General features: G+C 36.8%; 21 protein-coding genes. 4 read left to right on the plus strand and 17 right to left on the minus strand.

Annotated elements, in window-relative coordinates; all coding sequences use genetic code 11:
* Positions 1-11: 11 nt before the first annotated feature.
* From WMO38_RS08170 to WMO38_RS08210, 9 genes are all read right to left on the minus strand, one after another.
* Positions 12-1,319, minus strand: coding sequence for an ABC transporter ATP-binding protein (locus WMO38_RS08170; RefSeq protein ID WP_021866462.1), 1,308 nt, complete (start codon positions 1,317-1,319; stop codon positions 12-14).
* A 31-nt stretch (positions 1,320-1,350) separates the two neighbouring features.
* A complete protein-coding gene (locus tag WMO38_RS08175) occupies positions 1,351-2,142 on the minus strand; it encodes an ABC transporter permease (protein WP_021866463.1) in 792 nt (263 codons plus the stop codon).
* 21 nt (positions 2,143-2,163) lie between these two features.
* Entirely contained in the window at positions 2,164-3,762 is a 1,599-nt protein-coding gene (locus tag WMO38_RS08180) for an MBOAT family O-acyltransferase (RefSeq protein WP_349162172.1), read from the minus strand.
* A 3-nt stretch (positions 3,763-3,765) separates the two neighbouring features.
* Positions 3,766-4,848: a hypothetical protein gene (locus WMO38_RS08185; RefSeq protein ID WP_349162173.1), complete on the minus strand. Its 1,083-nt coding sequence runs from the start codon at positions 4,846-4,848 to the stop codon at positions 3,766-3,768.
* A 57-nt stretch (positions 4,849-4,905) separates the two neighbouring features.
* Complete coding sequence (locus WMO38_RS08190; RefSeq protein WP_349162175.1) at positions 4,906-6,210, minus strand: glycosyltransferase family 4 protein; 1,305 nt, start codon at positions 6,208-6,210, stop codon at positions 4,906-4,908.
* 45 nt (positions 6,211-6,255) lie between these two features.
* Complete coding sequence (locus WMO38_RS08195; RefSeq protein WP_349162177.1) at positions 6,256-7,377, minus strand: glycosyltransferase family 4 protein; 1,122 nt, start codon at positions 7,375-7,377, stop codon at positions 6,256-6,258.
* Entirely contained in the window at positions 7,374-8,423 is a 1,050-nt protein-coding gene (locus tag WMO38_RS08200; RefSeq protein WP_349162178.1) for an SGNH/GDSL hydrolase family protein, read from the minus strand. Before WMO38_RS08200 ends, WMO38_RS08195 begins: the two co-directional genes overlap by 4 nt.
* Positions 8,410-9,996: an MBOAT family O-acyltransferase gene (locus WMO38_RS08205; protein WP_349162179.1), complete on the minus strand. Its 1,587-nt coding sequence runs from the start codon at positions 9,994-9,996 to the stop codon at positions 8,410-8,412. The genes WMO38_RS08200 and WMO38_RS08205 overlap by 14 nt, the downstream gene beginning before the upstream one ends.
* A 120-nt stretch (positions 9,997-10,116) precedes the next feature.
* On the minus strand, positions 10,117-11,298 hold the full coding sequence (locus WMO38_RS08210; protein WP_349162180.1) for a MerR family transcriptional regulator: 1,182 nt from the start codon (positions 11,296-11,298) through the stop codon (positions 10,117-10,119).
* 167 nt (positions 11,299-11,465) lie between these two features.
* Here WMO38_RS08210 and rfbA point away from each other — a divergent pair, with 167 nt between their 5' ends.
* Genes rfbA through rfbC form a run of 4 tightly spaced genes read left to right on the plus strand, consistent with a single transcriptional unit; the run spans position 11,466 to position 15,053 of the window.
* Positions 11,466-12,365: a glucose-1-phosphate thymidylyltransferase RfbA gene (gene rfbA, locus WMO38_RS08215; protein ID WP_349162182.1), complete on the plus strand. Its 900-nt coding sequence runs from the start codon at positions 11,466-11,468 to the stop codon at positions 12,363-12,365.
* 34 nt (positions 12,366-12,399) lie between these two features.
* Complete coding sequence (gene rfbB, locus WMO38_RS08220; RefSeq protein WP_021866472.1) at positions 12,400-13,419, plus strand: dTDP-glucose 4,6-dehydratase; 1,020 nt, start codon at positions 12,400-12,402, stop codon at positions 13,417-13,419.
* Between the two features lie 48 nt (positions 13,420-13,467).
* On the plus strand, positions 13,468-14,391 hold the full coding sequence (gene rfbD / locus WMO38_RS08225) for a dTDP-4-dehydrorhamnose reductase (protein WP_349162183.1): 924 nt from the start codon (positions 13,468-13,470) through the stop codon (positions 14,389-14,391).
* Between the two features lie 59 nt (positions 14,392-14,450).
* Complete coding sequence (rfbC, locus tag WMO38_RS08230) at positions 14,451-15,053, plus strand: dTDP-4-dehydrorhamnose 3,5-epimerase (RefSeq protein WP_021866474.1); 603 nt, start codon at positions 14,451-14,453, stop codon at positions 15,051-15,053.
* 142 nt (positions 15,054-15,195) lie between these two features.
* Here the strand turns inward: rfbC and WMO38_RS08235 are convergent, their stop codons facing one another.
* The 8 genes from WMO38_RS08235 to proS all read right to left on the minus strand — a co-directional run bounded on the left by WMO38_RS08235 (position 15,196) and on the right by proS (position 25,293).
* Positions 15,196-17,061 (minus strand): polysaccharide biosynthesis protein, encoded by a 1,866-nt coding sequence (locus tag WMO38_RS08235; protein ID WP_349162185.1) that lies wholly within the window; start codon positions 17,059-17,061, stop codon positions 15,196-15,198.
* Between the two features lie 8 nt (positions 17,062-17,069).
* Positions 17,070-18,095: a glycosyltransferase family 2 protein gene (locus WMO38_RS08240; RefSeq protein ID WP_349162186.1), complete on the minus strand. Its 1,026-nt coding sequence runs from the start codon at positions 18,093-18,095 to the stop codon at positions 17,070-17,072.
* Between the two features lie 13 nt (positions 18,096-18,108).
* Positions 18,109-18,798, minus strand: a complete 690-nt coding sequence (locus tag WMO38_RS08245) for a sugar transferase (protein WP_349162188.1) — start codon at positions 18,796-18,798, stop codon at positions 18,109-18,111.
* Positions 18,799-18,800: 2 nt separating this feature from the next.
* Entirely contained in the window at positions 18,801-19,997 is a 1,197-nt protein-coding gene (locus WMO38_RS08250; protein ID WP_349162190.1) for a DegT/DnrJ/EryC1/StrS family aminotransferase, read from the minus strand.
* Positions 19,998-20,084: 87 nt separating this feature from the next.
* Entirely contained in the window at positions 20,085-21,401 is a 1,317-nt protein-coding gene (locus WMO38_RS08255; protein ID WP_349162192.1) for a PEGA domain-containing protein, read from the minus strand.
* 44 nt (positions 21,402-21,445) lie between these two features.
* On the minus strand, positions 21,446-22,450 hold the full coding sequence (locus tag WMO38_RS08260) for a YutH/CotS family kinase-like spore coat protein (RefSeq protein WP_349162193.1): 1,005 nt from the start codon (positions 22,448-22,450) through the stop codon (positions 21,446-21,448).
* A 68-nt stretch (positions 22,451-22,518) separates the two neighbouring features.
* Entirely contained in the window at positions 22,519-23,769 is a 1,251-nt protein-coding gene (locus WMO38_RS08265; RefSeq protein ID WP_021866481.1) for a CCA tRNA nucleotidyltransferase, read from the minus strand.
* Positions 23,770-23,853: 84 nt separating this feature from the next.
* Positions 23,854-25,293, minus strand: a complete 1,440-nt coding sequence (gene proS / locus WMO38_RS08270; RefSeq protein ID WP_021866482.1) for a proline--tRNA ligase — start codon at positions 25,291-25,293, stop codon at positions 23,854-23,856.
* Between the last annotated feature and the right edge of the window lie 35 nt (positions 25,294-25,328).

Below are 25,328 nucleotides of genomic sequence, written 5' to 3' on the forward strand. Positions count from 1 at the left end.
TCCTCCTGGTATTAATTCTTAATCTGCCATTTATGTGGTATTCTCACAACACCAATATCACCAACATTTGATACGACTTCAAATCTTATCGCCTGTTTATAAAAATCTATTGGTGCACCATCAGCACCGTATTCTATACTTACATTCATCCAATACTGACCAGGAATCAGATTTAAGTCAGTAAAAGTAATGTCATATTCACCATCTCGATTAACATCAAACTTTTCAAATCTTTCAATCTTAGTATTGGTTCCATAACACCAAAGGTCATCATTTCTGAATACGCCTATGCCAAAAACAACATCTTGTACTGGTTTATTCATCTTATATTTTGCTTTCAATGTCATAGTGTCCCCGGTTTTATATGTCGATACATCATGATCATTTACATCACACAGTTCAAGGCTGGTAAACATAATATCACCGCTCCCATAACGTGTGTTATTATCCCACTCTTCCTGACGCATACGTTTAATTTCTTCTTCTTTCTTTCTGCGTTCTTCTTCTTCCTGCTGTTTTTTTCTATCATCTGCTTCTTTTTTCTGTTGTCTTATTCTTTCTTTTTCCTGCTGACTGATTCTTTCTTCATTCATATAATTCAGATACTGAAGGTGAACTTCCTGCGGTTTTCCTTCCATCTCAATAAGACCATCTTTAATCCAGATTGAACGTTCACATATCTGTTCAATCTGACCAAGTGAGTGCGAAACAATGACAATTGTTGTTCCCTGTGCCTTGATTTCTCTTAACTTATTAAAACATTTTGCCTGGAAATTAGCATCACCAACGCCAAGAATTTCATCAATAAGCAGAATATCCGCATCAACATTAATCGCTACAGAGAATGCAAGTCTCATATACATACCTGATGAGTATGTTCTTACAGGATTATCTATGAACTCCTCAAGTTCTGAGAATGCTATAATATCATCAAGTCTCCTGTCAATCTCTTTTTTATCAAGGCCAAATATTGATGCATTTGTATATATGTTTTCACGTCCGGACATATCAGGATGGAAACCGGCACCAAGTTCAATAAGACTTGATACTCGTCCGCACATTTCAATAGTTCCTGAATTAGGATACATAATCTTTGTAAGCATTTTGAGAGTTGTACTCTTACCACAACCATTCTTGCCTACCAGACCAATTGCCTCCCCCTTTTTTACATTGAAACTGATTCCTTTAAGTACCTGTCTCATCTCATATTTATTACGTTTCCAGAAAAGCATCTTTTCTTTTAATTCACTTCCCTTATCGTAATAAACCTTAAAACTTTTTGTTATATTATTAACTTCAATTGCATTTTCTTTATTCATACTTAAAACCATGCCTTTCTACCGGTATTCATTAGAACTCCTCAGCAAAACCTTTCTGAAGCTTTTTAAACATAACTTCGCCTATCACTATAAATACAATTCCCACAATTAATGCCAGAAGTAATGAGTGAAGTTCCGGCACTTCTCCGTAATAAATAATCTGTCTGTAGATTCTTATTATAGGTGTCATAGGATTAAGATTGAAAAGAAATACAAGCCAGTAACCTGCACCTGAATTCTCAACCATATCTACACCATACATAACAGGTGTAAGATACTGCAACGCCATAACAAATATGCCAAGAATATACTGTAAATCTCTCAGATATACCGTGATTGATGATACAATAAGTGCAATTCCAAGACATAATATATACTCTACTATCATAACAATCGGCAGACAAAGCATTGCATGAATATGAATCCCACGTCCTGCAATAATTACAACGCCAAATACCACAATGAACGTAAGTATCATATTAACAAACGCACTTGTTACAGTTGCTATAGGAAGTACTTCTCTCGGGAAATATATTTTCTTTACCATATCTTTTTCTCTCAGAATACTTGATGCACCATCCGTAACACTTGATGAAAAAAACATCCATGGCACGAGTGCAACGAAAAGGAACAGATAATACTGCTCATAACTTGCTCTCATAATTACCGAGAAAACTATTGTATATACAACAAGCTGTAATAACGGGTTAATAAATGTCCATAAAAATCCAAGAACCGAACCTTTATATCTTCCCCTTAAATCTTTTCTTACAAGACTGAATATCATTTCCCTGTATTCGTATAATTCTTTTAAATGCTGCATACTGACCTCCATTCGTATTCACTAAAAAGCTGCATACATAAATCCGCTTGAACCCGAATCTGTATAACCAAACAATAATGCCAGAATAATAATTCCATAATAAAGCAGCCATCTTACAGCTAATGGCTTTGATGCTATCGTTTCCCTTATCTTAATGCCTTTTTCTTTAAAAATTCCGACAATAAATATTACCACACACCCTACTGCTATGACAATATAATCTTTTGGCTTTAATTCAAACTGTTTAAATATATCCCATGTCAGCAGCTGTACATTTAGCTTTGTAAACATCTCTGTCATCATCTTAACAGCAGTTCTCATTCCCAACTCACAGCAGTCGAATATCCATCCGATATTTACAAGAATAAATGTTCTGATTATCTTAAATATCTTCCAGCCTCTGCCATCACCGTTAATATGAAACTTTTCTAGTCCCTTTTTATAAATCGGTTCGCACAGATTGCTGAATGCAATTATGATACCATTATATAAACCATATGCTATATAACGCACTTCAGCCCCATGCCATATACCTACAATAAAGAATATTACAAGATTGGCAAAACATATCGGAAGCGTTCTTCCCAGATGATTACCAAGATGCTTCTTTCCCCATTTACTGAGTTTATTCATGCCTTTAGATAATGACATCGGATAAAAAATATAATCTTTCATCCATGTACCAAGTGTTATGTGCCACCTTCTCCAGAATTCACCAATTGACTTTGAAAAAAATGGCTGTCTGAAATTCTCATCCATCTTGATTCCAAACATCTGAGCCACACCTATTACAATATCAATACCACCTGAAAAGTCACAATACAATTCAACCGAATACATTAGCACTGCTGCAATTGTAACAAATCCACCATATTCATAATACTTTCCAAATACAGCTTCTACAAACACATATGCCCTGTCTGCAAGAATAAACTTCTTTGCAAGACCCCATATAACTCTCTGAAAACCATACTGTATATTTTTAAGTTCAAACTTATTGCCCTTAAAAAGCTGTGGTGCAAGCCTGTCATACCTTCCAATCGGTCCTTCCAGAATCTGTGGAAAGAATGATATAAAAAGTCCCAGTTTAAATATATTTTTTTCATAGTCATACTTGCCCATGTATACATCTATTAAATATGATGCCGACTGGAATGTGTAGAATGACAATCCCATTGCCATAATCATTTTACATGCAAGAGAATGTGCATTAGTAACTCCTATAGAAACAAAAAAGCTCTCAAAATTAATCAGGAAAAACTTTGAATATTTTAAGACAGCAAGAAGTCCAAACGTAAGTACAAGTCCTCCGGCAAGAACAAGCCTTTTCTTTTTCTTTGTTTTTTCCTTGTATTTTTTCTTTTCATCTTTTGTAAGTATCTCTTTATTTTGTGCAAGATACTTTTTAGATGAATCATTAATTTTCCAGATAAGCATCGCTGCAAAGTAGATAATTACTGTATCAAATACCATATATAACGAGCTTTTTACATTGTATCCCCAATAATAAACATAGCTCATTATAAGAAGCCAGACCCAACGAAACTTAGCAGGCAAAATATAATATACCAGAAGCCCAGCTATCAAAAAAGCATAAAACACTGTTGATGTCAGTGACATTTTTTATTCCTCCGTAGTCTTAAAAAGTTCTTCAAAAGAATCATAAAAATAATCCTTCATATTGAGAGTTCCATCTATATGTTTATCTATAACCTCACCGAGAACCTGTGAATATTCTTCAGCCAGATGCCCCTCCATATGGCCTTCTTTATCCGCATAATCATTATCCTCTCTCGGGAGGACATCCATTCTCGCCTTATTAAAATTGTAATATGTTACTCCAAGCTCACCAAAAAACTTTTCAAATTTTTCATTAACAACATCAAGTCCAAGTCTTTTAACACTTGACGGAGTGATAGGTGATGTCACACATATAAGTTCAATTCCGTTTTTATCACAGTATTCTTTTATCTTTTTAAAATATGCGACAGGATATGACTGCATTTTTGTAAACTGTCGTCCTTCCCATGTCTGCACATATCCTTCACCTAAAGGACCACCTTCTATATTATCACGATAAAAAAATCCCTGCCCCTTATATGGACCTTTTGCATCTTTAACATCAAGTGAATAAATATTGGCATTTTTATAATCCTCTGAATTTTTCTGGATTATATTATTTTTCACTGCTGAAAAATCCGTAGGGTCGCAATAAACATATCTCTTTGTAAATGCACTTCTTATATCCATGTATTCACTGTTATGAATAAAATAATCCCACTTGGTCAAAGAAAGCCAGCTGAACTGGTTATATATAAATGTTTCGGCGAAATATCCCTCTTCCTGTGGGCCAAACCAATATTGGTAGTCCACATCAAATATCACTCTTTTAACATCATTATTTTTACAACTCTCTTCAAGAACATAATATGAATCTTTTAATGTTTCTCCGGGAATTGCCATACTTAATGTAACTGTATCTGCCTGGCTGTCTATCTTTGCCGGGTCAATAGCACTTCTTGCATGCGAAGCACCAAGTACAATTGTATCATAATTTTCATCATCTTCATTTACATGCTGCAATATATAATGTATATATCCTGTCTTTGCAAAGCAATAATCACACACACCGATTATCACAATAAGTCCCACAATAAAAATCAAACTTTTTATATAAGGAAGTGCCTTTTTCATTTTGCTATCCATACCTTTCCAACGCCTGTATTTATATATCATCAGGCACAAATCCAGCCCATTATAGTCTTAATGTACCTCTTTGTCAAACACTCCGTGTATTTTTCTGATTCTATCACTAACAATATCTGCCGAACGCTTGTATGCAAGATGTTCTTTCGCATAATTCTGACCATTTACGGCAATTTTATTGTAAAATTCTTTATCTTCATAAAGTTTTTTCATAAATTGTGCAGCCTCATCCACGTGTGCATCAGCCCAGAGATTGCCTTTCTTAAAAGGCTCATAATCTTTATCAAGTTCTTTCATGTCGTAGCCAACCATGCAGGCTGTATCGCTGTTCATAAATTCTGTATTGCCAGACCAATTTGTCGCAATAACAGGCGTTCCGACATACATTGCCTCTGCCATGACAAGCCCAAAGCCTTCCGAACGATGAAGAGAAACATAAACATCAACATCAGCTATAAGTGAATTAACTTCTGTTTTGTTAAGATGTCCACACATATAATAAATATTATCATCTTTATCCACAACAGAATTGATTATTTTCTCGTCATCTGTTGATAATTCTGCTTCACTTATCTTAATAACAAGACCAACATCTTTATACTTTTTCTTTGTCTCTTCATCTTTACAAAAGCCCTCTTTAAATGCCTTTATTGCAGCGAGAGGATTCTTTCGTTCCATTACACTTCCACTGTTAAACATTACAAGAAACAGGAATTTATCTTCTGGAAGATTAAAATGCTTCCTATCATACTTTTCATCCGTAACAGGTGCAATGCAGTGAGGAACCGTAATTACCGGCTTGTCCGTATATTTTTTCAATGTATTTGTAACAAAATCGGACGGAGTCCATACTTCATCAACAAGCTTAAATGCCGGAAGCCATTCTTCCGGAAACGTCTCTAATTCCCATGCCCAGTATCCGATATTATATCTGTAATCCCATACTTCTTTTCCAAGACTTAAATATGCAACCATAAACTCACTCGCATTTACATGAATAACATTAATATCATACGGCAGTTCTGTTGTAAGCCTGTCATCATAAGTCTCATTTGTTCTTGAGCCTCCAGGTGGAACAAAAAAATCTCTTATAACATGCACTTCATTGTTTTCATCAAGAAGCCTGCACATTATTCTTGCACTCTGTCCCAGTCCATTATCGCCTTTAATATTACCAATTACATTGACACCCTGTTTATATTTTCCCGGCTCGTACTTCGCAATTGAATCTGCAGAAAGTTTATCAGTCGCATTATTAATAATTCCCGCTTTCATCTTGCTTAAAAGCTTCATCGGAATAATCTTTGTAAGCACCGGTCTCAACGCTTCTCCGGCATTTAAAAAAAGTTTAGAAAATCCCATAAATTCTCCATTTCTAATTCCTTGTATTGAATTTTTTCAAAAATATTATTTATTTTCCATCTGCGTATTGATAAAATCACGTACCATTCCACCAAGTCTGTCAGGAGTAAATTTTTCGAGTGCATTTTTATATGCATTTTCGTCTACAATTCCCACACTTGCCTTTTTATCAAAATTATGCATTGCCTGCGAAAGATTTTTTATCTGTTTTTCCTCTCCTCCGTCAAGACTGAACCTTTCAACACAGTTTCCAACAACTTCATCGAATATTTTCAAATCACTGGCAAGTATCGGCTTATTATGTTTCATAACTTCAAGAAGCGGCATTCCAAATCCCTCTGCCATTGAAGGAAATACAAAACATGAACAATTATTGTACAAATCGTAACGTGTAGTGTGTGAAACATATCCCAGATATGTCATGCCATCAAGTTCTGTGAGTGCATCTTCAACAAGTTTGCCAACATCTGCTTCCTGCATTTTACCAGCAAGGATAAGCGGCCTTGTGCCACCTGTCTTTCTATACTCGCGATATGCCTTTACAAGTATATCCACGCCTTTTCTCTTTTCCATATTACCTACATAAAGAAAATAATTCTCATCTTTTGGCGGAACATACCGCGTAAGCGGATTAGATATGATGTATGCATTACAGCTTGCTATCTTTGCAGCTTCTGGAAAATACATACACGTATCGGCTTTTGTCTGCTCTGAATTGTAAAGTATCATATCCGTTCTCTTTAATGTACGTTTAAGATTAATATGGAAATACGCACTGTATACTTTTCCAAAATATTTTACATATTGTATAGGAAACATATCATGTATTGTTATAAGTGTTTTAAATCCCTTTCCCATATTTATAGGAATAATCGTATTTACTTCCCAGAATATATCCGGGCTGACATTCTTTAATTCATTTCTTATAAAATTAAAGTAAAGATAAACGCCCGCACTCTTGTATACCGGTTTGCCCCATGATATAACCCTGATTCCCCTTGCTTCAAATCTTTTTATATACTCGCTTTTTGCAACATCGGTAAATAAAACCCATTCAAACTCGTCATAATTAATAAGCTGTTCAAGGAAATCATTAAGATACATTCCTACACCGCTCGGTCTTGAGCCGAGTGTTCTTGCATCAACTGCAATCTTTATTTTCCTCATTTTATGCCTTTCCTGCTTTCATACGCCATGCGGTATTCCTGATAATCTTTGTAAAACCGGATATTGTCTCCACGAATAACTTTTGCAAGGACTTCCGAATACTTTTCTGCCATCCAGCCCATCATGTGACCTTCCCAGTCTGCAAAATCATCATCTGTTCTTTCCAGTTCATCAAGTGATACAAGATTAAAATCTATATATCTTACTCCATTCTGACTGCAAAGATTGGCAAACCATCTGCCTGTTTCCTCTGATACTCCGTCCAGTGCTGCCTTCGGCGTAATAGTCGTTGTAACGCACGTAAGCTCTATATTATTTTTTTTACAAAATCCAACAATCTTTTGAAAATATTTCAGAGGAGTTTTTCCCACATCATTTTCATCCCATGCAAATGGTTCAAATTGGCCTTTATCATCTGCACGCTGTGTCCTGTAATAAAAACCTTTTCCTTTATATTCACCATAAGCATCCTTGTCTATAACAGCACTTATATCATAATCCCTGTATGCTTTCGACATCTTGAGTTTAATATTGCTTTTTATTCCGCTAAAATCTGACACCCATGAATTTTTATTTACAAAAGTTGTTCTGAAATCTTTATCAAGAAGGTTATTCCAGATAAAATCAATTTTTCTTGTAGATAATGGAAGATGCGAATACACAGCCGTCTCAATAAATTCACCGCCCTTGTAATTGCACCAGTACTGATAGTCCATCTCAAGTATCACTTTTTTAATCTTATTGTGTGCAGCCGCCTCTCTTAAAAGATAATAATTATCTCTTATAAACGCACCCGGAATACACAGATTAACGGTATTATCAGAGGCACCATACTCATCAAGCACAGCCGGGTCAACCCCTGCCCTGCCATGTGAAGCCCCGATTATAACTGTATCGTAGCCATCTTTCGTACCAGGATTGTCAACCTGATGAATTATATATCTTGTGTATCCTGATTGGGCAAATATAAAATTGCACGCATTCATAAGCACAATAACCACAATTATAAATGCAGCTGCCCTCATAATTCTTTTAAAATTGTGCATATAAGAAGCCTCCTGTTTCTGCTGAAACATATCCTAATACAGGAATTGACATAACAAGCATAAGATATACAGCCCATCTTAATATAAGTGGCTTTTTTGCAAGTGATTTTCTTATATCAATGCCTTTTTCATTTATAACTCCTACAATAAACAATGCTGCTATACCAACTGCTATTGCAAGCATATCCATGCTTGAAAATTCCATCATTGCTCTTACGCTTCCGTCAAACAACGGCTTTATGCTGAAATTGACAAATACATTTTTTATAAGAACAAATGATTCTTTAAGATTTGCTGCATCATCAAAAAACCAGCCTATATTTACAAGTATAAATGTTCTTATAATCTGAAATACCCTGTACCATTTCGCATTTTTGTTGATGTGCGTAACTTTGAACATTTTCTCATACACCGGCTCTAACAGACTGCTTGCAGCAATTATTATTCCGTTGTACATTCCATATACAATAAACTTCCATGCAGCTCCATGCCATACGCCTACAAGGAAAAATATAAGTAAATCAGCAAGACATATCGGAAGTGTTTTTCCTGCAAATGTGCCGAGATGTTTTTTCATAAGCTTTGAAAACTTCATCATTTTCTTAGATAGACTAAACGGATAAAACACATAATCTTTCATCCACGTTCCAAGTGTTATATGCCACCTTCTCCAGAATTCTGAAATTGACTTTGAAAAAAATGGCTGTCTGAAATTCTTGTCAAGCCTGATTCCATATAGCTCAGCTGCACCTGATACAACATCCATTCCACCCGAAAAATCCGCATATAACTGCAGGCAGTATGCAAGAACTCCAACAATTACAAATATTCCGTTATAATCATACGGATGAAGAAATACTTTGTCTGCCACTACTCCAATTCTGTCAGCAATAACAATTTTCTTGAAAAATCCCCACAGCATCAGCTGAAGTCCATATTCTGTATTCTCAAGGCTGAAATAATGTGGTTCGTTAAATTGAGGGCTTAATCTGTCATATCTTCCAATTGGTCCCTGCATAATCTGAGGAAAAAATGATACAAATAATGCAAATTTAAAAATATTATTGCAACATTCATATTTATCCCTGTATACATCTATTATATAACCTGCTGACTGAAATGTATAAAATGATATTCCTAACGGAAGCAGCAGCTTAAATGTCGGAATTGTATCATATTTTCCTGTAAACACACCTATAACCGCATTAATATTTTCTATTGCAAATGTGTGATATTTAATCACTGCAAGTATTCCGAATATAATAACAAGAAGCAATGCAACTATAAGTTTTTTTCTTCTTTTGACATCTTCTTTTATCTTTTTCTTTTCACTTCTGTCTGCCTGTGCCGGAATATTTTTTATTCTCTCATTTTCTTTATTTAGAAACACTCCTGCAAAATAGGTAACTATCGTCGTTGTTATTATAAAAATTATTGTCTTATATCCTGAACAAAGATAATAAAAACAGCTCAATACAAGAAGCCATACCCACTGCATTTTCTTTGGTATTATATAATATACAATCACTCCTGCCAGCAAAAACAGCAGAAAACCCGTTGAAACTAATGACATAACATCTCCTCATGCACTATTCTGTCTTAACATGCCATATTATAAATCAGCATATACAATTTTTTCCTGAATAATATATAATAATACCATATATACATACTATAAATCAATTAAAAGCATTTAATTGAAGCACACAAACACTCCTGCCTCTTTTGTTATTTTTAATGGTTTCCTTGTTTTTTTCATTATAAACGCTTTAAAATCTGAATATCTGTCCAAAAGATAATGATTCTGATTGCCATGACATGACAAAATATATTCAATAATAGGCTCTGCCACGTCAACAAGCAGATAATCATCATACAAACGCTTATCTACCTTATTAAAATATTTTTTCAGCAATCTTTCCCCATTATCAAGCCCAAACTTCTCATACAGCACATCCGCCGACAAAACTATTCTTTTATCAAACTGATTAACCAGTTGTGCAATTTCCTGCATATGATGGCTTCCATATGTACTAAACACGGCCTTTCCTCCGGGTTTTAGCACTCTCTTTATCTCTTTAAAAGCTTTCCCCGGTTCTTCGCAATAAAAAATCACATGATTAGCTATCACACAGTCAAATGAATTATCATCAAACGGCAGGTTCATACAGTCTGCTACACCATAATCAAACATTCCGTTTCCGATATTTCTTCTTGCATCATTAACCATTCCCTCAGAAATATCTGTAACAGTTATTTTAATATTCTTAAGTTTCTCAACATTTTTTATATTATCAACCCATAGTCTCCCATCGCCGCATCCCGTTTCCAGCACTTTTATTCCCGGTTCAAGTCCACACTGCTCATATATCCAAGAAAACCATCCCTGCTTATTAACAGAATACTTTGCGTGCAGATTAATTCTCGCAGAAATATTTCCGGCATTAAGATATTGTGTTTTAAGACTGTTTTCCATGTTGGTAAGATGTATTAAAGAAAGCATGCTGCTCCAGTCTATGGATTCGCTGTCCTTTAATATTTTTTCCGTATCTTCTATTGCATTTTTTACAAGCTGCATCTGGGCAATCTTATCCTTTATAAGATTAAGCTGCAGATGAAGTGAATTTATAAGAATGTTGTAATCCGAATCACCTACAGTTATATTTTTTATATCATCAAGAGAAAACCCAAGATACTTAAATAACAATATCTGCTGCAGCCTTGCAAAATCTGCATCCGTGTAAAATCTTGCCCCATTTTCATTGACATATGATGGCTTTAAAAGATTCTTTTTATCATAAAAACGTATTGTCCTTACTGTCACATTTGCTTTTTTTGCAAATTCTCCTGATGAATAAAATCCCTCTTTATGCATAAATCCACTCCTCTGCCAGTTAATTTTTATAATTTGAATATTTTTTAAAAAACGCTTGAAGATAACGTAACGTCATCTTTTATTATATATTTAACAAAAATTAATGCAACATATAATGACGCTGATGCGTCAAATTTTTATAACAAAAGATTGGAGATTGATATTTTATGAAAGGAATTATTTTAGCGGGCGGTTCCGGTACTAGGCTTTACCCTCTGACAATGGTTACAAGCAAGCAGCTTCTTCCGGTATACGACAAGCCTATGATTTATTATCCTATGTCAGTTCTTATGAATGCCGGAATCCGTGATATTTTAATTATCTCTACGCCTCAGGATTTATCACGTTTTGAAGAACTTCTTGGCGACGGCCACCAGTTTGGTGTAAACCTGACATACAAAGAACAGCCTTCACCGGACGGACTCGCACAGGCATTTATTATTGGCGAGGATTTTATCGGTGATGATACAGTTGCAATGATTCTCGGCGATAATATTTTTGCCGGAAGCGGATTAAACGAACGCCTCAAAGCAGCCGTACATAATGCTGAAAGCGGTGTCGGTGCAACCGTATTTGGTTATTACGTTGATGACCCCGAAAGATTTGGTATTGTGGAATTTAATTCTGATGGAAAAGCCATTTCGATTGAAGAAAAACCCGCAAAGCCAAAGAGCAATTACTGTGTAACAGGATTGTATTTTTATGACAACAAAGTTGTTGAGTACGCAAAAAATCTTAAACCTTCTGCAAGAGGTGAGCTTGAAATTACCGACTTAAACAGAATCTATCTTGAATCCGGAAATCTTAACGTAGAACTTCTCGGTCAGGGATTTACATGGCTTGACACAGGTACACATGAAAGTCTTGTTGAGGCAACTAATTTTGTAAAAACAGTTGAAACACATCAGCACAGAAAAATTGCATGCCTTGAAGAAATTGCATATTTAAACGGCTGGATTACAAAAGATGACGTATTAAAGGTATACGAAATCTTAAAGAAAAACCAATACGGACAATATCTCAAAGACGTTCTTGACGGAAAATATATTGATACAATCCGCAGATAAATTTTTCACATACAGTATAAGGAGATTACCAATTATGAATATTATTGTAACCGGCGGTGCCGGATTTATCGGAAGCAACTTTATCTTCCATATGTTAAAAAAATACCCTGATTACAGAATCATCTGTCTTGACTGCCTTACATATGCAGGCAATCTTTCTACACTTGCACCTGTAATGGATAATCCTAATTTTAGATTTGTCAAAGAAAATATCACAGACAGAGCAGCTGTATACAAGCTTTTTGAAGAAGAACACCCTGATATGGTTGTCAACTTCGCAGCGGAATCACATGTTGACCGTTCAATCGAAAATCCTGAGATTTTCCTTGATACTAATATTAAAGGTACAGCAGTGCTTATGGATGCATGCAGAAAATATGGAATCACACGTTACCATCAGGTTTCTACAGATGAGGTTTATGGCGATTTACCTCTTGACCGTCCTGATCTCTTCTTTACTGAGGAAACACCTATACATACATCAAGCCCTTACAGTTCTTCAAAAGCCGGAGCCGATTTACTCGTTCTTGCATACCACAGAACTTACGGGCTTCCTGTTACAATAAGCAGATGTTCCAACAACTATGGTCCATATCATTTTCCGGAAAAACTCATTCCTCTTATGATTGCAAACGCATTAAATGACAAGCCACTTCCTGTTTATGGTGAAGGTCTTAATGTCCGTGACTGGCTCTATGTTGAAGACCATTGCAAAGCTATTGACCTTATCATTCACAAAGGAAAAGTTGGCGAAGTATACAATGTTGGCGGACATAACGAAAAACGTAATATTGATATTGTAAAACTTATCTGTAAAGAACTTGGCAAGCCCGAATCACTTATTGTTCACGTTGGCGACCGCAAAGGGCATGACATGCGTTATGCCATCGACCCGACAAAGATTCACAATGAACTTGGATGGCTCCCTGAAACAAAATTTGAAGACGGTATCAAAAAAACTATAAAATGGTATCTTGACAACAGGGAATGGTGGGAAACAATCATTTCCGGTGAGTATCAGAATTATTATGAAAAGATGTATAAAAACCGCTGATTAACATTTTATACATACCATTCAGACAATACATAATGGAGATTTTATATGAAATTTTTAGTTACAGGAGTTGGCGGCCAACTCGGTCACGATGTGATGAATGAATTAATAAAGCGTGGTCATGAAGGAATCGGAAGTGACATTGCACCTGAATATTCGGGAGTTAAAGATAATTCAGCCGTAACAACCGCACCTTATATATCCCTTGATATTACAGATGACTTTTCCGTAAATAAAGTCATAACCAGCGTAAATCCTGATGTGGTTATTCATTGTGCTGCATGGACAGCTGTAGATGCTGCAGAAGATGACGAAAATAAAAATAAAGCCCATTCAATCAATGCTGATGGAACCAGAAACATTGCCGCTGCATGCAAAAAAACAGACAGTAAAATGATTTACATAAGTACTGACTATGTATTTGATGGTCAGGGAAGCACCCCCTGGCAGCCAGACTGTAAAGACTATAAACCGCTCAATGTTTATGGCGAAACTAAACTTGCAGGCGAGCTTGCTGTTTCCAGTACAATTGAAAAATATTTTATCATCCGCATTGCGTGGGTTTTTGGGCTTAACGGTAAAAATTTTATAAAAACAATGCTTAATGTCGGTAAAAAACATGATGAAGTCCGTGTTGTAAATGACCAGATTGGAACTCCTACTTACACTCTTGATTTATCACGTTTACTTATCGACATGGCAGAAACCGATAAATATGGTTATTACCACGCAACTAATGAAGGCGGATATATTTCGTGGTATGATTTTACATGTGAAATTTACCGTCAGGCAGGACTCAAAACAAAAGTTACACCTGTAACAACTGCCGAATATGGTCTTTCAAAAGCTGCACGGCCTTTTAACAGCAGGCTTGATAAAAGCAAACTTGTTAAAAACGGATTCACTCCACTGCCAGCATGGCAGGATGCACTTAACCGATATCTCCACGAAATAGGAGAACTTGCTGATTAATCATCAATAACCCGATACATTTTTTATTAACACTATTTTTTAATTTTAAGGAGAATACTATGGGACAGATTAAAGTTACACCTTGCGACATAGATGGTCTTTATATAATAGAACCGACTGTTCATGGTGACAGCCGCGGTTATTTTATGGAAACATATAATCAGAATGATATGCATGAAGCAGGACTTGACATGGTCTTTGTACAAGATAACCAATCAAGTTCATCAAAAGGCGTGCTTCGCGGACTTCATTTCCAGAAAGAATTTCCGCAAGGCAAGCTCGTCCGTGTAATCAAAGGGCGTGTATTTGATGTTGCAGTTGATTTACGCTCGGATTCAAAAACATACGGAAAATGGTTTGGTGTCGAACTCACTGAAGAAAATAAAAAGCAGTTCTATATAAGTGAAGGATTTGCACATGGATTTCTTGTATTAAGTGATACAGCTGAATTCTGTTATAAAGTCACTGATTTCTATCATCCTGGTGATGAGGGCGGACTTGCATGGAACGACCCGGTAATCGGCATCAAATGGCCTGAGATAACAGGCGAATATCCTGGAAATGCTGACCCTTCCGGCTACACATTAAAAGATGGCACGCCACTTAACTTCAGCGAAAAAGATAAATTGTGGGACACGCTTGAAAATACATTTAAATTTTGAAAAAATCCCAGTGAGTTGCAGCTCACTGGGATTTTTATTCCTTTTTTGCAAGGCGGCTTAAACCCTAGGCTGATTGCCGACTAATAATCTCTATCCAGCCATTTACAAATATAGTAGGCTACTATACTTGCCATAATAGAGATTACAAATTCTGCGGATGATACGTATCCACAACCTCCATAATCTTCTTTCTTATATCTGCCGAATCTTCTGCATATGCCATTTCTTTTAACTCTTCAAGCTTTTCATAGAAATGTTCTTTGTCAAATTCGATTGGTCTGCCTATGTGAATAAGTTTGTTATCTGTGTCCTGCATGCCCTCTTCATTCATGAGAAGCTCTTCGTAAAGCTTTTCACCGGGACGCAGACCTGTATATTTGATTTCCATGTCAACACCGAGCGTGTAACCCGAAAGACGTATTAAGTTCTTTGCAAGATCGTCAATCTTTACCGGCTCACCCATATCAAGAATAAATATCTCGCCGCCTTTGGCATAAGCTCCCGCCTGAAGGACGAGTGATACCGCCTCCGGAATTGTCATAAAGTATCTGATAATATCAGGGTGTGTAACTGTAACAGGACCTCCCGCCTCAATCTGTCTTTTAAAGAGCGGAATAACCGAACCGTTGCTTCCAAGCACGTTTCCGAATCGAACAGCAACGAAATCTGTCTTTGATTTCTCATTAAATGACTGGATTATCATTTCACAGATTCTCTTTGTTGCACCCATTACATTTGTAGGATTAACAGCCTTGTCCGTAGAAATCATAACAAACTTCTTAACTCCGTACTTATCAGCCATCTTTGCAACATTCCATGTTCCGACAACATTGTTCTTTATAGCCTCATTAGGGCTTACTTCCATGAGCGGAACATGCTTGTGTGCTGCCGCATGATAAACAATATCAGGCTTGTACTGTTCAAATACCGATTCAAGTCTTGATGTATTTCTTATTGAACCGATAAGCGTAACCACATTTGCATCAGGATATTTTATTTTTAATTCCTGTTGTATGTCATAGGCATTATTTTCATATATATCAAATATAACAAGACATTTCGGCTTGTGGCTTACAAGCTGTCTGCAAAGTTCGGAACCAATTGAACCGCCGCCTCCTGTTACAAGCACTGTCTTGTCTTTAACATAACCCATAATTGATTCTATATCAACTTTTACAGGGTCTCTTCCAAGCAAGTCAAGAACATCAACATTTCTTAAATCCTTAATGTTAATCTCGCCGTCAACCATCTGGTAAACGCCGGGAAGAATCTTTAAGTTACATGATGTTTCTTTACAGATATTAAGAATCTCCCTCTTATCCTTAGTTGATGCTGAAGGAATAGCGAATATTATCTCATCGATGTCATAATATCTTGCATACTCTTTTATATGGTCTCTTGTACCTACAATTTTGACACCACGGATATACTTTCCAACTTTTCCCAAATCGTCATCTATTATACAAACCACCTTTGAGTTGTCGAGGTATCTCGAATTGGAAATTTCTCTCATCAGCACACTTGTTGCCTCTCCGGCACCGATAATCATTATCTTTAACTGTTCCGAGGTATGTCTGTATTCATTAATAAGCTGCCTTAAAAGCCTGTACATAAAACGGCTTGCACTCATTGCAACTATAAGAAATACTCCTGATGTAAAATAACATGAACGTGGAAGCATCCATCCCATAAAAGATGTCACGCAAAGATGTGCCAGCTCTGCAACAACGCATGCTTCCACAATTTTATAAAGTTCTGCGATACTTGCATACTGCCACAGACTGTGATACATCCTGAAACACCAGAATATTATAAGCGTCACGATTGTAAATGGAATAACATTTACAATGTACTTTTGTATATATTCTTCCGGAACACTTGCTATATTTATCTCAAAACGCATAATCAGTGAAAGAAATACTGAACCATTTATGAGAATAATATCCGTTATAACCAAAAAAATTCTTCTTACAAGGAGCTGTATCCTGTCTTTTCTTGTATCTCCCATATCTTTTCCTATTTCCTTTCACCATCAGTCTTACTAAGTAAGCCTTTTAATGTGCCAACTCCGTAACTTACATGAAGCAATAAAAACAAAAATGGCAGTGCCACATTTGTCATATTTTTCTTTTTGCCTGCTTTCATCACCGAAAATGCTGACATTACTGCTGCCAGAAGTCCATAAACAGACCACATCAACTTTGTAAGTTTTTTTGCAAGCCTGTTAAGCGGCATACATATTTTCTGGCCTGTTCCGATTACCGACATTATAATTGCCGATACAAAGGCAAATGGCACAAAATGATATAATGACAAACATTGCGGACATATTTTTGCTGTTTTCCCAATCCACAATCCATTGGAATATTTCTGTTTTAACATCTTAGGAAGACTGCTTCTTATATGCTGATATGAGATAATATCAGGGTCAAAGCAAAGTTTAAATCCTGCTTCCCTCATTCTGTAATGAATCTCATTATCTTCCGTGCGTGCAAGATTTTCATTAAAAAAACCGACCTTATCAAAAACTTGTCTTCTGTACGCAGCATGAAACATTGATTTTACATATGTTTTTCCCGGATTGTTCCTGTATGGAGCTATACTTGAGCCAAACATGCTGCTCTCCGCAAGCAGAAGCGTATTCTTCCACGGAGTCTCTTCATCTATAATCACAGGTCTCTGTCCACCGCATATATCCTCTCCGCTCTCAAGAACACGCACATTTTTGCTCACGAAATCCTTAGGAATCTCGGCATGTGCATCTACTTTTATGATTGCATCGCCTTTATATTCCCTGAGTGCTACATTCCAGCCTGACGGTAGTGTTCTCTTAGGATTATCAAGCACCACAACTCTTCTGAAATCATCTTTGTATTTTTCCTTGAAATTATCAAGATGTTTTTTTGTATTATCAGTTGATGCCCCATCAACAAGCACAACTTCCATATCATTATGATTGTAATCCTGTGCGGCTATATCGCCAAGAATTCTGTCAATTGCATTTTCTTCATTATATGCAATTACACACATTGTAATAAACATAATGTCTCCAATCCTACTTCCTGATTACAGAATAAAAAGTATTCCATAAAATGCTACAGTCATCAACCAGTCCAAATTTTCTTAAACTTTCAAGATTATATTGCATTTTAACAGGAAGAATCTGCTCTACATAAGTCTTATCGGCATTTTTTGCATCCTTCAAAAGCTTATCCTCATCCTTGTATGCAATGCTTGTCCTCGATGTAAGTCCTGCAGGAAGAAGCAGTGTTGCATACATCTCAGGTGTATAATGCTTAACATATTTCGGCACTTCAGGTCTTGTCCCAACAAGTGTCATATCACCAGCTATTATATTAAAAAGCTGTGGAAATTCATCAAGTCTGAATTTTCTTAAAAATTTACCAACCTTTGTTATTCTTGCGTCACCTGCCACTGTAACCTGGCTTCCAATACATGAAGCATTATTCACCATAGTTCTGAATTTGTAAATCTTAAAAATTCTTCCATACTGCGTAACTCTTTCCTGCCTGAAAAAAACAGGACCTTTTGAGTCTAACTTTATCATGGCTGCAATAACTGCCATAGGAATTGCAAGAAATACAAGCATTATTAATGAAACTATGACATCAAATACCCTTTTTGCACGAAACCAGCCTCTTCGCTGTGCGATTATATTATAATATTTTCTGACCTCACGCGTTCTCATACGGTCAGGCAGCTCATTCCACTGTCTTAACTCCATAATTAAATCTTCCTTAATCTGTTAAAATTCTCAATGATATACTCTGTCTGCTCATCTGTAAGACATGTGTGAAGCGGAAGTGTAATTTCATTTTTATACATCTCGTATGAATTTGGGAAATCTTTTATATCAAATCCAAGGTTCTTGTATGCCGTATGCATAGGAAGAGGTTTGTAATGGACATTAGTTGCAATACCTGCCTCTGCCATTGCTGTTATAAGGGAATTTCTCTTTTCTTCATCATATGGAAGCACTCTTACAAGATAAAGATGTCCACTTGAAATATTACCGCCATCAAAGTGTTTAAGTGTCATTATATCATCATCTTTAATCCACTCATCATAACGCTCAATAATCTCTTTTCTTCTCGCAAGAAGGCTCTTATAACGCTTCTGCTGTACAAGGCCTACAGCGGCAAGAATATCTGTCATATTACATTTGTAATAAGGTCCCTTTATGTCATATTCCCATGCACCTAACTTTGTCTTTGCAAGTGCATCTTTTGACTGTCCGTGAAGCGTAAGAAGCATAAGATTATGATAAATCTCCTCATCTTCAACACCCGGCACATGTCTCCATACAAGTCCGCCACCCTCAGCTGTCGTAAAATTCTTAACAGCGTGAAATGAAAAGCTTGTAAAATCAGCACATTCTCCACTCATCTTTCCATTCTGTGAAGCACCATATCCATGTGCAGAATCAGCAAGAATTAAAATATGTCCCAATGCTTCCTGCATCTTTGAAGAAGGTCTAAAAAGGCTCTTCTTTGATTCAACAATAGCTCGTATACGGTCGTAATCAACCATAACACCGCCCAGATCAACAGGTATGATTGCCTTTGTATTTTCATTAATCATACTCTCAACCGCAGCATAATCAATGTGGAATGTTCCTTTTTCTACATCCACAAGACGCAGCGTCGCACCAACATGACATACAACACTGGCACTGGCAGTGTATGTATATGCCGGCACAATAACTTCATCTCCCGGTCCTATCTCAAACAAGCGTAGTGCCATCTCCATACATGATGTTGCCGAATTAAGGCATACACCTCTGTTTGTATGCGTAAATTCTGCCATCTTTCTTTCAAGTTCCTTAGTCTTTGGTCCTGTTGTAATCCAGCCGGAACGCATAACCTCGGCAACTGCTTCTATCTCTTCTTCTGTTATATCAGGTGGTGAAAACGGTATATTCATAATATCCTCCTTGTTTTTCAAAGAAAAATCCCAATGTGCATCTTTGATGCACTATGTCTCCTAGCGAGGAGAGGATTTATCCTCCTTCTATTCTTTCTTTGTCATATCCGGAAATGCATAATTCAAATCTCCGCTGCTGTTGGCAATAGAAATAGAATAACTAATTGTATTATATCCATTCTGCGTAAGAGTTATAGTCTTTGTACCCGACTTTTTCTCAAATGAACACGGCACAATCCCAACATATACGCTGTCTACATAAAGTGCTGCACCTGCAGGTGCTGTTACATTTACCTTGTAACCATTTGTTGATGCTGCAGTCGTCGATGAACTGCTGCTCTTAGTCGAGGCTGACTTAGATGTCATATCTATAACTTTTGTAGAATAAGCCGAACTTACTGTAAATGTCTCTGTATATGCTTCATAATAATTAGCTGCCAGTGTCAGGACATGACTGCCAAATTTCAACATAACAGGTTCTGTATAATCCACTTCCTCGCCGTCAATCGTCATGACAGCATTTGACGGAGTAACTTTAAAATTAACAGCTCCCTGCTCATCAACTGGAAGCTTATATTCACTGAAATCAACCGTTGTCTCTTTATTTTTCTCAACCGTAACAGTCTTCTTTCCGCTCATGGTTCCTGCATCAAGTTCAAGATCATATGTTCCGGTTGCTGCAGTAACAAGCATATTATCAGTCACACCTACAAGCTGGCTCTTTCCTATACTTGCATATCCGCCCTCAAATGCACTTACTCCTGTGAACTTAATATATCCGTGTCCTACATCAACTACAATTGAGTAAACCGTACTATCAACACCTCTTAATATTACAGTATCCTGTTTTACAATCTGGGAAATAGATATCTTTTCATTATCTGACAAAATCACCGATTTCTGTGCATATACAAGATTAGTTGAACCAATCGTAATCTTTCTTGTGCTTTCATCAAAATCAAGCCCTGTAATCCCGGTTCTTTCCCACGCATCCTTTGCACCGTAGATTGTCAGTGCTGTTCCTTTTTTATCACATGTAACTTCGTATATCTCACCCGGCTTCATGTTGGATGGTGCTATCTTTGTTCCATATTTTGTCTGAATATCAGTTCCCCCCGTATATGGAACTTCATATTCTATTCCTGATGAATTTTCAACAAATCTCATCTTTTTGGCATCTTTATCTAATGAAGACAAAACACCTTCTATTGTAATTTCATTTGTTTTTGCATTTACAGGTGCATCCGTAATTGACTTTGTCGGTGCCGGAAGTATTGAGCTTCCCGGTATGACAGAACTTGTTTTTTTCGAGCCGCAGCCTACAAGACCTGACACAGAAATGACAACAATCATCATAACGGAAACTGCCTTATATATTATATTAAAAAATACATTTTTGTTCATACGTACTCCAATTCAAAATCTATCCGTACTTGTAAGCTATATTATCACAATGCACCTATACTTGCAAGAAATTCCAGCCTGCGGCTGTTTACGGATGTAACTGCTTTCAGTTTTTCAACACTTTTGGGTGGTATCCATGCCTTATTCATATTATAATAATAATTGATTATCTTCCAGAATTTTTCCGGAAATGAAAAAAGCACTCCTAAAAGCTCCAAATCAATATCAGATACAGGTTTTACTTTGTCATATTCATCAAGCATTTTGTATGCCGTCTGAATATCCCACTCATATTTTTCAAGAATTTTTCTCATAAACTGGTACAAATCACTTATCTGACATTCATTGCGGCACTTCTCAAAATTCGTGACAAATACAGTGCTTCCGCAAAAACATACATTATGATATGTATAGTTGCCATGTACAAGTTCACCGCTAAGCTGTGCCTGCAAAAAACGTTTTTTTAATTTATCATCGCTCATTTTACGGACAGCATTCACCGCCTCACTGTAAAATGAACCTATATTTCTATATGCAATATTTTCAAACTCAGATTTCTTTTTCTTATTTTTAAGATAATTGGATGCCTGTTTCAGTTCTTTCATATGGCGCACATAATTATCCGCAAGCCTCATGTTTTCTGCTACAGGATTAACATCCATCTCCCTGAAACACACTGCCGCTTCATCAAGTGATGTATGCAGCCTTGCAAGCGTTGAGACACCGGCTGCTATATCCGAAATATCATTCACATTACACTCTCTTGCATCAACCCAGTTTTTCAGTATATACCGTCTGCCATCCTCCTCATTCTCACTCACAAGCCCGCCATCTGCATTTCTTATATATGTATCAACATTAATAAATCCATTATGTGCAATAGTTTTAGTAATTATATCTTCTCTTTCATAATATTTATCAGGATGATTACACTCGAGAAACAGCTTCACTCCCTGATTTGTAAAGAGCAGCATTCCTCCTCTTCCACGCATAGTTTTATACACATCTATATCATACTGTTTTAATACATCCAGTGATTTTTCATTCATTATAAACCTCCACACTTCCATATGTCTGTCTTATCATATGAAAGCTGTGGAGGAAAAATACCCTAAAGTTAATTAAGATGTTCTATTAATGCTATAAGTGTTGCTTTATCATTAAGACGTGGATTTTCTATTACAACGCCAAGGAGTTCATTGAGTGTCTTCCCTATTTCAGGACCTTTAAGTCCATATTCCATCAAATCATTTCCCGTTATATCAAGGTCTTTTATACAGATACAGTCACCTCTTTTTGTAATCTCATCATACATAGTCCTGAGAACGATAAGGTGTTTTTTCTTGCCAGCAAGCTTTATACCGGTAATTTCTTCCTTTGTGGCAATTATGGCCTCTTCATGCTCAAACATCATCTGTATGAGTTCTCTTCCGTATTGGTGGACTGCCTCTCTTAATGCTGGTTCATTTTCTTCTATTGTTACTTTTGAATTAGCAACAAGTTTTGTAACATGCTCCACCGTATAATTATCAAGTTTCAATTCCCTGAGCGTCTTTCTTACATTTTCCGGTTCAAGCGTGTTAAGAAGTGCTGCATACCTGAAAACAGGCTGTTTTTTAGAAAATTTCAACATTGTAAGTGCATTTCTTGAATATCTTCCGCCAAGCACCCGGCCGATATCCGGAAGCACATATTTAAACAGCCCCGTCTCATAAAATCTCATTACATAACCGGGGTTATCCGACAACAATGTTTTTACAAGCTCAACCTGTATGCGTTCCATGCTGACATGGCTTATTGATGGTGACAGCTTTGATATTGCATTGTATGTATTTTCTTCAATATCAAATCCGAGCTGGGCAGAGAATCGTATTGCACGCATCATTCTCAAAGCATCTTCCGTAAAACGCTCTTTTGCATCTCCCACACATCTTATAATACCTTTGTTCAAATCATTTATTCCGTCAAATTCATCAACAAGGCCTGTGCTGTCATTGTATGCCATTGCATTAATTGTAAAATCACGTCTTTTTAAATCATCCTTTAAATCTGATGAAAATTCGACATTTTCAGGATGACGGCAATCCTTATATTCCCCGTCAATACGGTATGTAGTTATCTCATAACCGGTTTTGCCTATCATCACGGTAACAGTTCCATGCTGTATGCCTGTATCTATTGTTCTTGCAAATATTTCTTTTATCTGTGAAGGCAGTGCTGATGTCGTTATATCCCAATCCTGCGGTGTTCTGCCAAGAATACAGTCACGGACACAGCCACCGACAGCAAATGCCTCGAAGCCTGCCGCCTCTATCTGTTTTATTATATCCTTAACCTCCTGCGGCATCACAATATTGTATTTATCCATACATTACCTCATTTCCACAAATTTTAATCTTTTATAAAAGGCGGGCTTTTGCCCGCCTTTGTCTTTATCTATATTAATAATCTTTTAGTATGCTTTACCCCAGTAAACCATCTTCTTTGCCGGCTTTCCGCAGCATACACATACATCTGAAAGATGTTCCTGTGCAAATGGCATACATCTTGAAGTAGCAGTTGTATCTTCCTTAATCTTATCCTCACATGCCTGGTCACCGCACCACATAGCCTTAACAAATCCAGGTTTATTAGCAACTATATCCTTAAACTCATCATAATTTGTTGCAACATAAGTATGCTCATCTCTGTGCTTTCTTGCACGTTCAAGCATCTCAACCTGCATTGCATCAAGAATCTCTTTAATCTTATCAGCAAGTTCAGAAATATTAACTGTAATCTTCTCTCTTGTATCTCTTCTTACAACGATAGCCTGACCAGCTTCAATATCTCTTGGTCCCATCTCAACTCTTACAGGAATACCACGCATCTCCTGTTCTGAGAACTTCCATCCCGGATTCTTATCAGAATCATCAACCTTAACACGAAGTCCTGCTGCCTTGAGTGTATCCATAACCTCAAATGCCTTATCAAGCACGCCTTCCTTCTTCTGCATGATAGGAATAATATCAACCTGAACAGGTGCAACTCTAGGCGGAAGAACAAGACCTGAATTATCACCGTGTGTCATAATAACAGCTCCGATAAGTCTTGTTGTTGCTCCCCATGATGTCTGGTGAACATACTTTAACTTATTATCTTTATCTGTATACTGGATACCAAATGCCTTTGCAAATCCATCACCGAAATTGTGGCTTGTACCTGACTGAAGTGCCTTGCCATCATGCATAAGTGCTTCAATTGTATATGTAGCCTCAGCACCGGCAAACTTTTCTTTATCAGTCTTACGTCCCTTGATAACAGGTATTGCAAGAACTTCCTCACAAAATGATGCATATACATTGAGCATCTGCTGTGTTCTTGCTTCTGCTTCCTCAGCTGTAGCATGTGCTGTATGGCCTTCCTGCCACAAGAACTCTCTCGAACGAAGGAATGGTCTTGTCTCTTTTTCCCATCTTACAACTGAACACCACTGGTTATAAACCTTTGGTAAATCTCTGTATGACTGAATCTCATCTTTATAGAAATCACAGAAAAGTGTCTCTGATGTAGGTCTTACGCACATTCTTTCCTGAAGTGGATTAAGACCGCCGTATGTCACCCATGCAACTTCCGGTGCAAATCCTTCTACATGATCTTTTTCTCTCTCAAGAAGGCTTTCAGGAATAAACATTGGCATGTATACATTCTCAACACCTGTCTCCTTAAATCTTCTGTCTAATTCATTCTTTATATTTTCCCAAATGGCATATCCAGCGGGCTTAAATATCATACATCCCTTTACGCTTGAATAGGACATAAGTTCTGCCTTCTTACAAACGTCTGTATACCACTGTGCAAAATCAACATCCATTGATGTAATTGCCTCTACCAGTTTCTTATCCTCTGCCATGTCTACCTCCGATTTTGCTGTTACTTTACAGCTTA

Source organism: Lachnospira hominis (ex Hitch et al. 2025), assembly GCF_040096395.1.
Classification (GTDB): Bacteria; Bacillota; Clostridia; order Lachnospirales; family Lachnospiraceae; genus Lachnospira; species Lachnospira hominis.

What these genes read in the sequence shown, in the direction of transcription:
- WMO38_RS08170 (WP_021866462.1), bottom strand. Translation starts at nt 1,319, where the DNA reads ATGAATAAAGAAAATGCAATTGAAGTTAATAATATAACAAAAAGTTTT.
- WMO38_RS08205 (WP_349162179.1), bottom strand. Translation starts at nt 9,996, where the DNA reads ATGTCATTAGTTTCAACGGGTTTTCTGCTGTTTTTGCTGGCAGGAGTG.
- rfbC (WP_021866474.1), top strand. Translation starts at nt 14,451, where the DNA reads ATGGGACAGATTAAAGTTACACCTTGCGACATAGATGGTCTTTATATA.
- WMO38_RS08250 (WP_349162190.1), bottom strand. Translation starts at nt 19,997, where the DNA reads ATGAATATACCGTTTTCACCACCTGATATAACAGAAGAAGAGATAGAA.
- WMO38_RS08235 (WP_349162185.1), bottom strand. Translation starts at nt 17,061, where the DNA reads ATGGGAGATACAAGAAAAGACAGGATACAGCTCCTTGTAAGAAGAATT.
- WMO38_RS08240 (WP_349162186.1), bottom strand. Translation starts at nt 18,095, where the DNA reads ATGTTTATTACAATGTGTGTAATTGCATATAATGAAGAAAATGCAATT.
- rfbD (WP_349162183.1), top strand. Translation starts at nt 13,468, where the DNA reads ATGAAATTTTTAGTTACAGGAGTTGGCGGCCAACTCGGTCACGATGTG.
- WMO38_RS08265 (WP_021866481.1), bottom strand. Translation starts at nt 23,769, where the DNA reads ATGGATAAATACAATATTGTGATGCCGCAGGAGGTTAAGGATATAATA.
- WMO38_RS08260 (WP_349162193.1), bottom strand. Translation starts at nt 22,450, where the DNA reads ATGAATGAAAAATCACTGGATGTATTAAAACAGTATGATATAGATGTG.
- proS (WP_021866482.1), bottom strand. Translation starts at nt 25,293, where the DNA reads ATGGCAGAGGATAAGAAACTGGTAGAGGCAATTACATCAATGGATGTT.
- rfbA (WP_349162182.1), top strand. Translation starts at nt 11,466, where the DNA reads ATGAAAGGAATTATTTTAGCGGGCGGTTCCGGTACTAGGCTTTACCCT.
- WMO38_RS08175 (WP_021866463.1), bottom strand. Translation starts at nt 2,142, where the DNA reads ATGCAGCATTTAAAAGAATTATACGAATACAGGGAAATGATATTCAGT.
- WMO38_RS08245 (WP_349162188.1), bottom strand. Translation starts at nt 18,798, where the DNA reads ATGGAGTTAAGACAGTGGAATGAGCTGCCTGACCGTATGAGAACGCGT.
- WMO38_RS08195 (WP_349162177.1), bottom strand. Translation starts at nt 7,377, where the DNA reads ATGAGGAAAATAAAGATTGCAGTTGATGCAAGAACACTCGGCTCAAGA.
- WMO38_RS08210 (WP_349162180.1), bottom strand. Translation starts at nt 11,298, where the DNA reads ATGCATAAAGAGGGATTTTATTCATCAGGAGAATTTGCAAAAAAAGCA.
- rfbB (WP_021866472.1), top strand. Translation starts at nt 12,400, where the DNA reads ATGAATATTATTGTAACCGGCGGTGCCGGATTTATCGGAAGCAACTTT.
- WMO38_RS08255 (WP_349162192.1), bottom strand. Translation starts at nt 21,401, where the DNA reads ATGAACAAAAATGTATTTTTTAATATAATATATAAGGCAGTTTCCGTT.
- WMO38_RS08180 (WP_349162172.1), bottom strand. Translation starts at nt 3,762, where the DNA reads ATGTCACTGACATCAACAGTGTTTTATGCTTTTTTGATAGCTGGGCTT.
- WMO38_RS08190 (WP_349162175.1), bottom strand. Translation starts at nt 6,210, where the DNA reads ATGGGATTTTCTAAACTTTTTTTAAATGCCGGAGAAGCGTTGAGACCG.
- WMO38_RS08200 (WP_349162178.1), bottom strand. Translation starts at nt 8,423, where the DNA reads ATGCACAATTTTAAAAGAATTATGAGGGCAGCTGCATTTATAATTGTG.
- WMO38_RS08185 (WP_349162173.1), bottom strand. Translation starts at nt 4,848, where the DNA reads ATGGATAGCAAAATGAAAAAGGCACTTCCTTATATAAAAAGTTTGATT.